12 protein-coding genes are annotated in these 14,362 nt (G+C 66.7%); 7 read left to right on the top strand and 5 right to left on the bottom strand.

Going from position 1 to position 14,362, the window contains the following annotated elements; all coding sequences use genetic code 11:
- Positions 1–5 precede the first annotated feature (5 nt).
- From BKA04_RS02095 to BKA04_RS02085, 3 genes are read right to left on the bottom strand one after another with little or no spacing between them, the layout of a single operon-like run.
- A complete protein-coding gene (locus tag BKA04_RS02095) occupies positions 6–1,379 on the bottom strand; it encodes an NAD(P)(+) transhydrogenase (Re/Si-specific) subunit beta (protein ID WP_104094932.1) in 1,374 nt (457 codons plus the stop codon).
- On the bottom strand, positions 1,376–1,705 hold the full coding sequence (locus BKA04_RS02090) for an NAD(P) transhydrogenase subunit alpha part 2 (protein WP_104094931.1): 330 nt from the start codon (positions 1,703–1,705) through the stop codon (positions 1,376–1,378). The genes BKA04_RS02095 and BKA04_RS02090 overlap by 4 nt, the downstream gene beginning before the upstream one ends.
- Complete coding sequence (locus tag BKA04_RS02085; RefSeq protein WP_104094930.1) at positions 1,705–2,943, bottom strand: Re/Si-specific NAD(P)(+) transhydrogenase subunit alpha; 1,239 nt, start codon at positions 2,941–2,943, stop codon at positions 1,705–1,707. The genes BKA04_RS02090 and BKA04_RS02085 overlap by 1 nt, the downstream gene beginning before the upstream one ends.
- A 108-nt stretch (positions 2,944–3,051) precedes the next feature.
- On the opposite strand from BKA04_RS02085, the gene BKA04_RS02080 reads away from it, so the two are divergent.
- The 7 genes from BKA04_RS02080 (at position 3,052) to BKA04_RS02050 (ending at position 12,395) form a co-directional block, all read left to right on the top strand.
- Positions 3,052–3,930, top strand: a complete 879-nt coding sequence (locus tag BKA04_RS02080) for an LLM class flavin-dependent oxidoreductase (protein WP_104094929.1) — start codon at positions 3,052–3,054, stop codon at positions 3,928–3,930.
- 48 nt (positions 3,931–3,978) lie between these two features.
- A complete protein-coding gene (locus tag BKA04_RS02075; protein ID WP_134542211.1) occupies positions 3,979–4,980 on the top strand; it encodes a hypothetical protein in 1,002 nt (333 codons plus the stop codon).
- Positions 4,981–5,241: 261 nt separating this feature from the next.
- On the top strand, positions 5,242–7,512 hold the full coding sequence (locus BKA04_RS02070; protein WP_104094927.1) for a polyribonucleotide nucleotidyltransferase: 2,271 nt from the start codon (positions 5,242–5,244) through the stop codon (positions 7,510–7,512).
- A 228-nt stretch (positions 7,513–7,740) separates the two neighbouring features.
- Positions 7,741–8,865 carry a pyruvate dehydrogenase (acetyl-transferring) E1 component subunit alpha gene (gene pdhA, locus BKA04_RS02065; RefSeq protein ID WP_174719838.1) on the top strand — a complete coding sequence of 375 codons (1,125 nt, stop codon included), beginning with the start codon at positions 7,741–7,743 and terminating at the stop codon, positions 8,863–8,865.
- Positions 8,865–9,926, top strand: coding sequence for an alpha-ketoacid dehydrogenase subunit beta (locus BKA04_RS02060; RefSeq protein ID WP_104094925.1), 1,062 nt, complete (start codon positions 8,865–8,867; stop codon positions 9,924–9,926). Before pdhA ends, BKA04_RS02060 begins: the two co-directional genes overlap by 1 nt.
- A complete protein-coding gene (locus BKA04_RS02055; RefSeq protein WP_104094924.1) occupies positions 9,927–11,294 on the top strand; it encodes a dihydrolipoamide acetyltransferase family protein in 1,368 nt (455 codons plus the stop codon).
- Positions 11,295–11,552: 258 nt separating this feature from the next.
- Positions 11,553–12,395 (top strand): serine protein kinase RIO, encoded by an 843-nt coding sequence (locus tag BKA04_RS02050; RefSeq protein WP_198413282.1) that lies wholly within the window; start codon positions 11,553–11,555, stop codon positions 12,393–12,395.
- A 5-nt stretch (positions 12,396–12,400) separates the two neighbouring features.
- On the opposite strand, the gene BKA04_RS02045 is transcribed toward BKA04_RS02050, so the two are convergent.
- Complete coding sequence (locus BKA04_RS02045) at positions 12,401–12,922, bottom strand: COG4315 family predicted lipoprotein (RefSeq protein WP_167309636.1); 522 nt, start codon at positions 12,920–12,922, stop codon at positions 12,401–12,403.
- 10 nt (positions 12,923–12,932) lie between these two features.
- Positions 12,933–14,264: an MFS transporter gene (locus tag BKA04_RS02040; protein WP_232841934.1), complete on the bottom strand. Its 1,332-nt coding sequence runs from the start codon at positions 14,262–14,264 to the stop codon at positions 12,933–12,935.
- Positions 14,265–14,362: the final 98 nt, after the last annotated feature.

Raw genomic sequence — 14,362 nt, 5'->3', positions numbered from 1 at the left:
GACTCCTACAGCGCCTTGACCGCCGCGAGCACCTGCGACAGCGACTCCTTCGCATCGCCGAACAGCAGCTCGGTCTTGGGGTCGTAGAGCAGTTCGTTCTCGATACCAGCGAACCCAGGGCGCATGGAGCGCTTGAGGAACACGATCTGGTTCGCGTCCCCGACCTCGAGGATCGGCATCCCATAGATCGGTGATCCCGGTGTCGACTTCGCCGCGGGGTTCACGACATCGTTCGCGCCCACGACGAGCACGACATCCGTGGACTTGAACTCCGGGTTCACCTCATCGAGCTCCTTGAGAGCCTCGTACGGCACGTTCGCCTCGGCCAGCAGCACGTTCATGTGACCGGGCATGCGCCCAGCAACCGGGTGGATGCCGAACACGACGTGCACGCCGCGGTCCTCGAGCGCCGTCGCCAGTTCGGCGATCGTGTGCTGCCCTTGTGCGACCGCGAGCCCGTACCCGGGCACGATGACGACGTTCTGGGCGTATCCGAGCTGAACGGCGACATCCTCGGCCGAACTCGAGCGCACCGGCCGGTCGCTCACGGTCGTCGACCCCGCGGTCGAGCCGCCCTTGAACGCGCCGAACAGGATGCCGGTGACCCCGCGGCCCATGGCCTTCGCCATTGCCATGGTCAGGATGGTTCCACTCGCGCCGACGAGCGTACCCGCGACGAGGAGCAGGACGTTCTCCAGCACGATACCGCTCGCGGCGACGGCGATGCCGGTGAACGCGTTGAGCAGCGAGATGACGATCGGGACATCCGCACCGCCGACCGGCAGCACGAGCAGCACGCCGACCCCGAGGCCGAGGATGAGGAGCAGGACCGCCCAGATCCACGACCCCGTCACGACGACGAGCACAGCGGAGGCGAGGGATGCGAGGACCGCGATCGACATGACCCAGCGCAAGCCCGGGAACAGCACCGGTCGCGTCGTCATGAGTTCCTGCAGCTTGAGGACCGTGATCGCCGAACCGGAGAAGGAGATCGCCCCGACGAGCATCGTGAAGACGATCGCGATGCGCACCCACACGTCGACGTTGTGTCCCAGTTCGAGTACGGCCACGAGGGCCGCAGCGCCACCGCCGACGCCGTTGAACCCGCCGACGAGTTGCGGCATCTGCGTCATCTGCACCTTGCGGGCGATCGGGACCGCGATGGCGGAACCGACGACGATGGCCGCGAGGATGAGTGGGATGTTGTCGAGCTTCACGGAGAGGAATACCGTGATGACCGCGAGGAGCGCACCGGCGGAGCCGATGAGGTTGCCCCTGCGGGCGTGGCGGGGGGAGGACAATCCCTTGAGCGCAAGGATGAAGCACACGGCCGAGACGAGATAGAGGAGCGCGGTCCACTCCGGGGTGAGGACGCTCACTTCGCGACCTCCCCGGTGCCGGCCCCTGCGGGGGTGTCGGCCTTGGCCGGCTTCCTGCCTCGGAACATCTCCAGCATCCGGTCGGTGACGACGAAGCCGCCGACCATGTTGGCCGTGGCCAGCACGACGGCGATGATCGCGACGGTGAGCAGCCACGGGTCGCTCGTCTGCCCGGCGACGATGATGGCGCCGATGAGGATGATGCCGTGGATCGCGTTCGCGCCCGACATCAGCGGGGTGTGGAGCTTGCTCGTGACCTTCGAGACGACCTCGAAGCCGACGAACACGGCGAGGACGACAACGGTGAGAAGGGTGACGGGATCCATCACTTGGCTCCCTTCTTGGTGGTGACCGGTTTCTTGCCGGTAGCTGGCTTTCTGGTGGCGGGTTTCGCTGCGCTGGCGGGTTTCTTGGTGGGAGCTGGCTTCGATTGGGCGAGGGCGTTCGCAGTCGGTTCGTGCACGACGGTGCCGTCTCGCGTGAGGCACGCCCCTGCGACGACCTCGTCGGAGTAGTCGGGGGAAACGGTACCGTCCGCGGTCATGATCGCGAGCAGGTTGGCGACGTTCTTGGCGTACAGGCGGGAGGCGTCCGAGGGGATGGCCGAGGGGGCATCCTGCAGCCCGACGAGGGTGACAGTGCCTCCGTCGACGGCGACTGGTGTGTCTGCACCCGCGACCACGCCCTCGACGTTTCCACCGGACTCCGCCGCGAGGTCGATGACGACGGATCCGGCCCGCATCCCCTTGACCATGTAGGTCGTGACGAGGAGTGGAGCCGCCCGTCCGGGGATCGCCGCCGTCGTGATGAGGATGTCCGATGCGGCGACGTGCGGCGCGAGCAGGTCGCGCTGGCGCTTCGCGCGGTCCTCGGCGAGCTCCTTCGCGTAACCGCCCGTGCCCTCCGCCGCCGTGTCGAGGTCGAGGTTGATGAACGTGCCTCCCATCGAGCGGACCTCGTCGGCAGAGGCGGCCCGGATGTCGTTGGCCGAGACGCGCGCGCCCAGGCGCTTTGCCGTCCCGATCGCCTGCAATCCGGCGACTCCGGCCCCGAGCACGAGCACCTTCGCCGGGGGGATCGTGCCCGCTGCGGTCATGTAGAGGGGGAAGAAGCGCGGATAACGCATCACTGCTTCGATGACCGCGCGATATCCGGCGACCAGCGCTTGGGAACTGAGTGCGTCCATGGACTGGGCGCGGGAGATGCGGGGGATGAGTTCGAGCGCGAACGCGGTCACCTTCCCGGCGGCAAGGGCAGCAACAGTGGGCAGCTCAGTCGAGGGCGAGGCGAGGCCGATGGTGACCGCACCCTTCTTGAGCGCCTTAGCAGTGGCCGGGCTCAGCGGGCGCACGTGCACGAGCACGTCGAGTGCACCGAGGGCGAGCTTCGCGGCGATCGTCGCGCCGGCCTCCTTGTAGGCGGCATCCGAGTATCCGGACTCATCGCCGGCCCCCTTCTCGACGACGACGTCGAGTCCGAGGGCTGTGAGCTGTTGTACCGTCTCCGGTGTTGCCGCGACCCTCCGTTCCCCTGCACGTTGTTCTCGCGTGACACCAACTCGCACTGGAGGCTCCTTTCGGGATGTCTCCAGCGTAGCGAGTGTGCGGACCGCTCGAGTGCAGGGGAATGCTCGACATCGGCCGCCGGTTGCAGCCGATGAAGAAGGAGATCGATGACTGACTACGGGCACGAGCTGAAATTCGGGACCTTCATCACTCCGACTTCTCGGGATCCGCACGGGGTCGTCGAGCTCGCGCAGCTGAGCGATCGGCTCGGCTTCGACCTCGTCACGTTCCAGGACCACCCGTACCAGCCGGCACTGCTCGATGCCTGGAGCCTCCTCGCGTTCGTCGCGGCGAAGACCGAGCGCGTGCACCTGAGCGCGAACGTGACGAACCTGCCACTGCGGCAGCCGGTCGTGCTCGCGAGGAGCTCGGTGACGATCGACCAGCTGAGCGACGGTCGATTCGAGTTGGGGCTCGGCGCCGGCGGGTTCTGGGATGCGATCGAAGCGGTCGGCGGCCGTCGGCTGCGTCCAGGCCAGGCGGTCACCGCGCTCGAGGAGGCGATCCGAGTGATTCGGGCGATCTGGGCGGTGGATGAGCCTGGGGGAGCGAGCGTCGACGGAGAGTTCTATTCTGTGCGCGGCGCGAAGCGCGGCCCGGCATCGCCGCATCCGATCGGAATTTCCCTTGGCGCATACAAACCGCGGATGCTGAACCTCGTCGGTCGTGCGGCCGACGGGTGGATCCCCTCGTTCGGTTACCTCACAAGCGTCGACCAGCTCACTGGGATGAACCGACTCATCGACGAGGGCGCGGAGTCAGCGGGGCGGCGTCCTGCGGACATCCGGCGCTGGCTCAACATCGGTGCTGCGGATGCGACGATCGACCGACTCGTCGAACTCGCCGTCGACCACGGCACGAGCGGGTTCATCCTCGCCGGCGATGACGCCGCGACGATGGAGCGCTTCGCTGCCGAGGTGATCCCCGCCGTCCGGGCACAGGTTTCTTCCGCGCGGGGACTGTTGCCGGGGTCTGAGGTTCACTAGGATCGCCTCCGCACCACCTTCTCACCCGTTGTCGTGTCAGCCTCTCCCATGGAGATCCCGATGAAGAAGTCGATCCTCTCGATAGGTACCGTTGCCGCTGTCGCCGCTCTCGTGCTCGGCGCCTCGATGCCCGCTCTCGCCCTCGCGACGTCACCCGACGGCGACTCGTTCTACTCGGCCGGCTACTGGGATACTGAGAACGGCGGTGGTATCAGCAGCGCTTTCTGGCAGGTGCATCCCGGTAGCCCGTCGACCCTGACGGTCATCCAGGCGACTCATGATGACCCGCAGATGATCACCGACGGTGCTTATGACGCAAATGCTGGGAAGAGCTACGTCATCGGCTATGGATATGGACCGGAATGCCAGCTCTGGTCCGTCGACATCACCACCGGTGCCTACACGCTGATCGGCCCCATCACCCAGGACCACAACGCCGACGAGGGTGGCCCAGAACCCAGCACCTCCTGCAACGCCTTCGACATCCTCGACGCCGGCACCGCATACATCACCATTTTCGGAACCGAGCTGTACCGTCTGGACCTGACGACGGGTGCGGCCACCTACATCGCCGATGTCGTTGACAGCCGGTTCATCGATACGGGACTCGCGCTCTCCGTCATCTCGGAGCAGCCCGGGACGGGAACCGTGTACGCGATCGACTTCAACGGGTTCGTCTACACCCTCGACCTCACGACAGGCGTGGCGACCTACCTCATCAACCCGAGCGGGCTCTGGAACTCCTTCGACGCCGACTTCGACAGTGCAGGCACATGGTGGGTCACGGTCTGGGATGACGACGCCGCGAGACTCGTGTCGATCACTGATCCCGCCCACGCCGCGGACAGTCTGGAGGCAGGGGATCCGGTCGAAGGCTGGTTCACGGACTCGCTCTGGATCATTCCCGCGCCGGCGGTGGACGACGGCGGTGATGACGAGGTGCCCGCACTCGCGAACACGGGAACCTCACCGCTTCCGCTCGCGTTCGGAGCGCTCCTGCTGCTTCTGGCAGGAACCGGGGTCGTCGTCCTGCGACCCCGCAGGGCATGATCGGCGCGGCGCTAGGCCGCGAAGCCCGCTGCTGGTAGACTCTTCGAGGCTGATTCAGACTTCTGATCGGCTGCGGAGCAGGCCGGCACGACGCTGGTCACCGGTGGTGGTATCCCGACTCGTACGGTGTATTTCTACTGTTGGCCAGAACCGGCGCCCGAGCGCAATCGCCGCGCGCCCCTGACTGCTTGACTCCTGCTTCCGATGTACGCGTGCCGACCCACACGGGGTCGCCACACCAGCAAAGGAGAAAACCCCCACATGGAGGGTCCAGAAATCAAATTCGCCGAAGCCGTTCTCGATAACGGCAAGTTCGGCAAGCGCACGGTCCGTTTCGAGACCGGTCGCCTCGCGCAGCAGGCACAGGGTGCCGTCGCCGCATACCTCGACGAAGACACCATGCTTCTGAGCGCCACGAGCGCGAGCAAGCAGCCGAAGGACAACTTCGACTTCTTCCCGCTCACGGTGGATGTCGAGGAGCGTTCCTACGCCGCAGGCAAGATCCCCGGCAGCTTCTTCCGCCGCGAGGGCCGCCCCTCGACGGAGGCCATCCTGGTCTGCCGCCTCATCGACCGCCCGTTGCGCCCGTCGTTCGTCGACGGACTGCGCAACGAGGTCCAGATCGTCATCACGGTGCTGAGCATCGCGCCGGGCGAGTTCTACGACGCGCTCGCGATCAACGCGGCCAGCGCATCCACCCAGATCTCCGGTCTGCCGTTCAGCGGCCCGATCGCCGGCATCCGGATGGCTCTCATCGGAAACCAGTGGGTCGCGTTCCCCAAGTACGAGCAGCTCGAGGAAGCCGTGTTCGACCTCACCGTCGCCGGACGCATCGTCACCGATAAGAACGGCAAAGAGGATGTCGCGATCATGATGGTCGAGGCTGAGGCCACCGAGCACGCGTGGGAGCTCATCAAGGCGGGCGCCACCAAGCCCGACGAGACTGTCGTCGCGCAGGGCCTCGAGGCGGCCAAGCCGTTCCTCGCCCAGCTCGTGAAGGCCCAGTCGGCTCTCGCGGCGCAGAGCGCGAAGGAGATCGAGGACTACCCGGTCTTCCTCGCCTACGACCAGGAGACCTACGACGCTGTCGCCGGGCTCGCCTACGACGAGCTCAAGGGCGTCTACCAGATCGCCGGCAAGGTCGAGCGCCAGAACGCGGATGACGCACTCAAGGCGCGCGTCAAGGACGCCATCGCCGGTCGGGTCGCCGCGGGCGAACTGCCGGAGTCGGCGAACGGCCAGGTCAGTGCGGCATACAAGTCGGTCACGAAGAAGATCGTGCGCGGCCGCATCCTCACCGAGGGCATCCGCATGGACGGTCGCGGCCTTGCCGACATCCGCCCGCTCGACGCCGAGGTGCAGGTCATCCCGCGCGTTCACGGTTCGGCGATCTTCCAGCGCGGCGAGACCCAGATCCTGGGTGTCACGACACTGAACATGCTCAAGATGGAGCAGCAGATCGACTCCCTCGCGCCGGTGACGAAGAAGCGCTACCTGCACCATTACAACTTCCCGCCGTACTCGACCGGTGAGACCGGCCGGGTCGGCAGCCCGAAGCGTCGCGAGATCGGGCACGGCTTCCTCGCCGAGCGCGCCCTCGTGCCGGTGCTTCCTCCACGTGAGGAGTTCCCGTACGCGATCCGCCAGGTCTCCGAGGCGTTGAGCTCCAACGGCTCGACGTCGATGGGTTCGGTGTGTGCATCGACGCTGTCGCTGCTCAACGCCGGTGTGCCGCTGCGCGCGCCCGTCGCGGGTATCGCGATGGGCCTCGTCTCCGACACGATCGATGGTGAGACGCGTTACGCGGCCCTCACCGACATCCTCGGAGCAGAGGACGCCCTGGGCGACATGGACTTCAAGGTCGCCGGAACGAGCGAGTTCGTCACGGCGATCCAGCTGGACACGAAGCTCGACGGCATCCCGTCGTCGGTTCTGGATGGTGCGCTCAAGCAGGCGAAGGATGCTCGCACGATCATCCTCAGCGTCATGAACGCCGCGATCGACGCGCCGGATGAGATGGCGGCCACCGCGCCGCGCGTCATCTCGGTGCAGATTCCGCTCGACAAGATCGGCGAGCTGATCGGCCCGAAGGGCAAGACGATCAACCAGATCCAGGATGACACCGGTGCCGACATCTCGATCGAGGACGACGGCACGGTCTACATCGGCGCTGTCGACGGCCCGTCGGCTGAGGCTGCGCGCGCCGCGGTGAACGCGATCGCGAACCCGCTGAACCCGGAGGTGGGCGAGCGGTTCCTCGGAACCGTCGTCAAGATCGCCACGTTCGGTGCGTTCGTCTCGCTCACCCCCGGCAAGGACGGCCTGCTGCACATCTCCGAGGTGCGCAAGCTCGCCGGTGGCAAGCGGGTGGAGAACGTCGAAGACGTGCTCTCGGTCGGCCAGAAGATCCAGGTGGAGATCACCAAGATCGATGACCGCGGAAAGCTCTCCCTCTCGCCCGTCGAGGAGGGCAGCGAGGCTGCTGAGGCGGCTCCCGCCGAGGCTCCCGCCGAAGTCGGCTCCGAGGCGTAGCCGAATCGATCACGAGCACAAGAGAATCGGGTCCGCTCCCCACAAGGAGCGGACCCGTTTTTTGTTCCTCGCCGCAGGTCGGGTTGTGGATTCCCAGCACCACTGCGTAACCTCGCTATATGCCAGACAACGATGCTGGCCTGGGTCGGCCGGCCAACAAGGTGAGCCGATCCCCTGAAGCGGATTCACGGCTCACCAGTCGACGATCCCGAAGGAAGGCGTGACGTGTTGCGTTCAACTGTGTCCAAATCGAGTGACTCGGAGGTCGACCTGCTCGACGACCGTGATTTCGTCCAACTCATCGACGCCGACGGCATCCGCCACCCGAGTCCGACCATCGACCAGTGGGTTGCCGACGTCTCCGATGCGCAGCTCGCCGACCTCTACGAGGACATGGTCGTCGTGCGCCGGATCGACGTCGAAGCGACCGCTCTTCAGCGGCAGGGCGAGCTGGGCCTCTGGCCACCGCTCCTCGGCCAGGAAGCCTCGCAGATCGGCTCTGCGCGCGCACTCCGCGACGACGACTTCATCATGCCGAGCTACCGTGAGAACGGCGTCGCATACTGCCGCGGCGTAGCCCTCGATGATCTCGTGCGGGTGTGGCGAGGGCACGCGCACGGAAGCTGGGACCCGAGCGAGTTCCGGATGGCGATCCCCGCCGTCATCATCGGCGCCCAGACGCTGCACGCCGTCGGATACGGCGTCGGCATCCTGCGCGACGGAGCGGACTCCGCCGTCATCACTTACTTCGGCGACGGTGCGACGAGCCAGGGCGACACGAACGAGGCGATGATCTTCGCCGCCACCTATCAGGCTCCCGTCGTGTTCTTCTGCCAGAACAACCACTGGGCCATCTCCGAGCCGGTCGGCCTTCAGGCGACGCGGCACATCTCCGAGCGTGCCCCAGGATTCGGCATCCCGAGCATGCGCGTCGACGGGAACGACGTGCTCGCGGTCATGGCCGCGACGCGGATCGCCCTCGACCGAGCCCACAACGGTGGCGGACCCACCTACATCGAGGCCGTCACCTACCGGATGGGGCCGCACACGACATCCGACGACCCGACGCGCTATCGCGACGCCGACGAATTGGCCGAGTGGAAGGCGAAGGACCCGATCTCCCGTCTCGAGAAGTATTTCGAGTCGAAGGACCTGCTCACCGACGAGTTGAAGGCGCGCGTCAAAGCGAAGGCCGACAGCGTCGCTGCCGAGTTCCGCGCCGGCTGTATCGGCATGGAGGAACCCACGATCATGAGCGTGTTCGATCACGTGACCATCGAGATCGACCCCGTGCTCGAACGCCAGCGCAGCCAGTACGCCGCATACCTCGCGAACTTCGAAGGAGGCGAGTGATGGCCACCGCAACAGCCGCAACGGCTGACACGACAGCACCGGCGCCCACGACGGGCACCGCAACACTGACGCTCGCGAAGTCGATCACCGCCGGGCTTCGGCGCGCGATGCAGGACGATGAGAAGGTCATCCTGCTCGGCGAGGACATCGGCAAGCTCGGGGGAGTGTTCAGGGTCACCGACGGGCTGCAGGCCGAGTTCGGCACCGACCGAGTGATGGATACGCCGCTCGCGGAGTCCGGCATCATCGGCATGGCCGTCGGACTCGCGATGCGCGGCTACCGTCCGGTCGCCGAAATCCAGTTCGACGGATTCATCTACCCCGGCTTCGACCAGATCGTCGCCCAGGTCGCCAAGCTGCACTACCGCTCGCGCGGCGCCGTGCGGATGCCGATCACCATCCGCGTTCCGTTCGGCGGCGGCATCGGCTCCGTCGAGCACCACTCCGAGTCGCCTGAGGCCTACTTCGCCCACACCGCCGGCCTTCGCGTCGTGAGCTGCTCGAACCCGCAGGACGCCTACGGCATGCTCCAGCAGGCGATCGCGAGCGATGACCCGGTGATGTTCTTCGAGCCCAAGCGCCGGTACTGGTCGAAGGGCGAGGTCGACTTCGGGGCTGCCGACGTGCTCCCGCTCGGGCGTGCCCGCGTCGTGTCGACCGGGTCGGATGTCACCCTCGTCGCGTACGGCCCGCTCGTGGCGACCGCGAAGGATGCCGTGAGCGCCGCCGCCGACGATGGCGTGTCGATCGAGCTCATCGACCTGCGCTCCATCTCTCCGATCGATTTCGAGGCCATCGAAGCCTCGGTGCGGAAGACCGGCCGACTCGTGGTCACACACGAAGCAGCGCAGTCGGTGGGAATTGGCGCGGAGGTCGCCGCGAGCATCACGGAGCGGTGCTTCAACTGGCTCGAGGCGGCGCCGGAGCGCGTCACGGGTTTCGACACCCCGTATCCGCCTGCCGCCCTGGAGGAGCACTTCCTTCCCGACCTCGATCGCCTGCTGGATGCCGTCGACCGTGTCCTCGGCCGCCCCAATTCACTCAGCGACTGGGAGGGCTAGATGGCCGCGAAGGACTTTGCGCTCCCCGATCTCGGTGAGGGCCTCACTGAGTCGGAACTCGTGAGCTGGCATGTTGCCGTTGGCGACACAGTGGAGCTCAACCAGCCGCTCGCCGAAGTGGAGACGGCCAAGGCGCTCGTCGAGTTGCCGTCGCCGTTCGCCGGTGTCATCACGAAGCTCTATGCCGAAGCGGGTACGACCGTGCAGGTGGGCGCGCCCATCGTCGCGTTCGAGCTCGAAGGTTCTGAGGGGGACTCTGCGGGTTCATCGGATGCCGCCAAACCTGAGCGCGAACCCGTCCTGGTCGGATACGGCCCTCCCATCGAGGGCGATGGCCGGCCGGCTCGTCGCGCCAGGAAGGGAACCTCGAAGGCGCCGACACCAGCGCCGGCGCCGGCTCCAGACCCGCACTTGAAGGTCGAGGTGGTTCCGCCACCCGCTTCGCAGACCTCGCTCCCGATCGAGCGTGTTGAAACCCCCCGCTCCACCCCGCCTGTGCGCAAGCTCGCTCGTGATCTCGGCATTGATCTTGCGACGGTGATCGGCACGGGAGACAAGGGGCTCATCACGCGGGAGGACGTGGAAGCTGCAGTGTCGGGGGGCTCCCTTCGTGACGCCGGCAAAGCCGGCTCCTCTGGGAGCGGTACCAGGCGAGCAGAAACAGGCGAGAGGGAGACCCGCACCCCCATCCAGGGTGTTCGGAAGTACACGGCTGCCGCGATGGTGCAGAGCGCGTTCACCGCGCCGCACGCGAGCGAGTTCCTCACGATCGATGTCACGCCAACGATGGAGCTCATCGCCACCCTCAAAGAGTCATCGGCGTTCCGTGGCAGGCGACTCAACCTGCTCACGGTCGTCTCGAAGGCCCTGTGCATCGCCGTGGGGCGCAATCCGTCGGTGAACACCCGCTGGGATGAGCAGGCGCAGGAGATCGTTCAGTTCCACTACGTCAACCTCGGGATCGCCACCGCGACCCCGCGCGGGCTCATGGTCCCCAACATCAAGGATGCCGACGCGCTCGACCTTGTCGGTCTCGCCGACGAGCTCTCCGCGCTCGTGGAGACGGCGAAGGCGGGCACAGCGTCGCCGGCGGACCTGGCCGGCGGCACCGTCTCGATCACGAACATCGGTTCGTTCGGTATCGACGCAGGCACCCCCATCCTGAACACCGGGGAGGCCATGATCCTCGCTCTCGGCGCTGTCAAGCGGATGCCGTGGGAGTACCGCGGCGAGATCGCACTTCGGCAGGTGCTCACCCTGAGCGTCTCGTTCGACCACCGCCTGGTCGACGGCGAGCAGGGGAGCAGATTCCTCGCCGACGTCGGTGCGATTCTCGCGAACCCCGCTGTGCTCCTGACGATGGTCTGACCCTCACGACCCTGACCGGCTCTTGAACTCACCTTGACTCGGGTCATTCTGCGGGTCGAGCCGATTCGGTACCCGCAGAATGACCCGAGTCGAGTGAAAGCCGGATGCTACACTCGACCGCACCGGATCGTCCGGAAGAACGCGAGAGAGGAGCCAGTCATGACGAACGTCGTTGTCGTGCGCGCTCTCGCCGACATTCTTCCCACCGAGGCCACAGCCCTCTAGTTCCGCGTGTGGCCTCCGACCTGGAGCCTCACCGTGAACGAACAACTTTCCTCTCCCTTCGACGTCTCCCTCACCTTCGCCGAGGTGGAGCCGGGCGAAGACCAGCGCTGGACCACCTGGCCGGCGACCACCCCATCCGAACGCGGTCCGAAACCGTGGCCGGACTGGCTCGTGACGAGTGCCGGCGCATTCGACACCGAGCTCGGCATCCTCAAGACCGGCAAGGAGGCCGACGTGTTCCTCCTCGAGCGCGCGGTGCCGGGCGAACCGTCGCAGAGGGTGCTGCTCGCGGCGAAGCGCTACCGCACGGCCGAGCACAGCGACTTCCATCGCTCGAGCATCTACACGGAGGGCCGTCGCGGCAGGGATTCCCGCGAGGGTCGCGCCGTCGCGAAGAAGTCCGCCTTCGGCCGTGAAGTCGCGGCAGCGCGCTGGTCGCTCGCCGAGTTCGACGCACTATGCCGGATGTGGCAGGCCGGCGCACCCGTCCCGTACCCGGTGCAGGTGAGCGGCACCGAGATCCTCATGGAGTTCATCGGAGCGGGATCGGTGGCCGCCCCGCGCCTGTCGCAGACGCGCGATGACCGGGACATCCTCGACGGGCTGTTCGGGCAGGTCGTCGACCTCATGCGAATCTTCGCGACCGCCGGGGTCGCTCACGGCGACCTGTCGGCGTACAACCTCCTCGTGCACGAGGGAAGGGTGCGGGTGATCGATCTGCCGCAGATCGTGGATGTCGTCGCGAACCCGCAGGGGCTGGATCTCCTGCATCGCGACTGCGTGAACATCTGCGACTGGTTCACGCGTCGCCGTGTCGCCTGCGACGCGGAGGAATTGTTCGCGGACCTGCTCGGGTACGCGTTCGGTGGGTCGTAGTCTTGTCAGTCCTCCGGCTTCGGCATGACGACTTCGCCGTCGGGCCGGATGACGTACCAGTATCCGCCGTCCAGGTATTGGTTCTGACCGTTCGCGGTACCCGCCGTGACATCCCCGGTGAACAGGTAGAGTGGCCATCCGTCGTAGGTCGCGACCTTCTTCCCGTCGCGATCGGTCGTGGTCGAGAGCTGCGATCCGTCAACGCCCGGGCCGGCCGCGAGCTTCACACCGTCCGGGATGAACATGGGTGGCCAGTTCAGTGCGCACCGGTCGGTGCAGGCTACTTCCTTCTGGGCATCCGGAGGGTAGGTGTAGAGCGCGAAGCCCTGGTCGGTGACGAGGATCGTACCGAGGTTCTGGATCGTCGCCGACTCGATGGTCACGGCGCCGTCGGAGACCGAGTAGTTGCCGTGCGTGCGCGATTGCGACACGAAGAGGCCGATCACGATCGCGACGACCGCGACGATGACGGCGACGACGACGAGAAGGATGATCCGGTTGCGTGGGGCTGCGGCGGTGGAACTCACAGCGTCAACGCTACGCCTGCTCTGCAGTTCCGGATGCCCTGCTGTCGGATGCCGTGCTGTCGGTTGCCGTGCTGTCGGATGATGCGGTGCGCGCGGCCTCGGCCTCGGCGGCATCCATCGACGCGTTCGTGAGCCGGAACATGAAGAGCAGCAGGCTGAGGGTGCCGATGCCGGTGATGATGAACACCGGCGGCAGGCCGAGGAACTGGCCGAGCACACCGCCGATCGCGGCACCGAGCGGCATGGTTCCCCACGCCAGCAGGCGGTAGCCGCTGTTGACGCGGCCGAGGAGCCGGTCGGGGGTGATGCGCTGGCGCAGGGACACGGCGACGACGTTCCACAGGACGACGGTGAATCCGCCGATGAAGAATGCGCCGCCGATGATGAACGGGTTCGTGGTGAACGCCGGGGTGATGAGGAGCACTGCTCCGCCGACGATCGACAGGCTGAGCGAAAGCGCCCTCCCGATCGCGCGCTCGATGTGCTCCGCAGCGAACGAACCGAGCAGGCTGCCGATGGCGGTCGTGGTGAAGAGGATGCCGACCTGCGCATCCGTCAGGCCCATCGCCGATTTGGGGCCGGCCGCGTAGAGCACGAAGATCGCGAAGGCGGCGCTCGAGGTGAGGTTGAACAGGCCCGTCATGAACGCGAGGGTTCGCAGCACTCGTGTGCGCCAGAGGAACCGCAGGCCCTCCATGATCTCGGAGCGCATCCTGGCGGGATTCTCCCTGGCGACCTGGAAGTTCCCGCGGACGAGGAACAGCATCCCGACGGCGACGAGCCACAGTCCCGCCGGTACCGAGAAGGCGATGAGCGCGCCGGTCGCGACGAGGAAGCCGCCGAGCGGCGGGCCGACGAACTGGTTCGCGGTCATCTCCACCGCGTAGAGCCGCCCGTTCGCGCGGGAGAGCTGGGTGCGTCCGACGATCTGGGGCAGGATCGACTGCGCGGAGGTGTCGTAGAGGGTCTCGGCCGTCCCGACGCACAGCGCGACGGCGTACAGCACCCAGATGGACTCGACCCCGAGCGCGATGGATGCGGCGACGGCTGCGAGCAGGACCGCCCGCGCGATGTTGGCGAGGAGCATGATCCTGCGCCGGTCGTGCCGGTCGGCGAGGGCGCCGGCCTGCAGGGCGAACAGGAGCCAGGGAAGTGAGGCGACGAGGCTCAGCCCCGCGATGAGCACGGGCTCCTGCGTATACCGGATGGCGACGAGCGGCAGGGCGAGTTTGAAGACACCGTCCGCGAGGTTCGACAGGCCGGATGATGTCAGGAGTTTCCAGAAGTTCGCGCCGAGCGGGGTACGTTCGCGGGGCGGCTTCGTGGTGGTGGCGTTGGACACCTGCCAAGGGTACCCGGCACGTCGGTCACGATCGCGCATTCGGTGCATCGCTTCTGCCCGCATCCGGCCCGCATCCGCCCCGCATCTGCCCCGCATCT

This window comes from Terrimesophilobacter mesophilus (assembly GCF_014200375.1).
In the GTDB taxonomy this organism is placed as follows: Bacteria; Actinomycetota; Actinomycetes; order Actinomycetales; family Microbacteriaceae; genus Terrimesophilobacter; species Terrimesophilobacter mesophilus.
This window is presented reverse-complemented; position numbering and strand designations above follow the sequence as displayed.

Coding starts and splice junctions, on each gene's coding strand:
- BKA04_RS02055 (WP_104094924.1), top strand. CDS start 9,927: ATGGCCGCGAAGGACTTTGCGCTCCCCGATCTCGGTGAGGGCCTCACT.
- BKA04_RS02080 (WP_104094929.1), top strand. CDS start 3,052: ATGACTGACTACGGGCACGAGCTGAAATTCGGGACCTTCATCACTCCG.
- BKA04_RS02070 (WP_104094927.1), top strand. CDS start 5,242: ATGGAGGGTCCAGAAATCAAATTCGCCGAAGCCGTTCTCGATAACGGC.
- BKA04_RS02075 (WP_134542211.1), top strand. CDS start 3,979: ATGGAGATCCCGATGAAGAAGTCGATCCTCTCGATAGGTACCGTTGCC.
- BKA04_RS02090 (WP_104094931.1), bottom strand. CDS start 1,705: ATGGATCCCGTCACCCTTCTCACCGTTGTCGTCCTCGCCGTGTTCGTC.
- BKA04_RS02060 (WP_104094925.1), top strand. CDS start 8,865: ATGGCCACCGCAACAGCCGCAACGGCTGACACGACAGCACCGGCGCCC.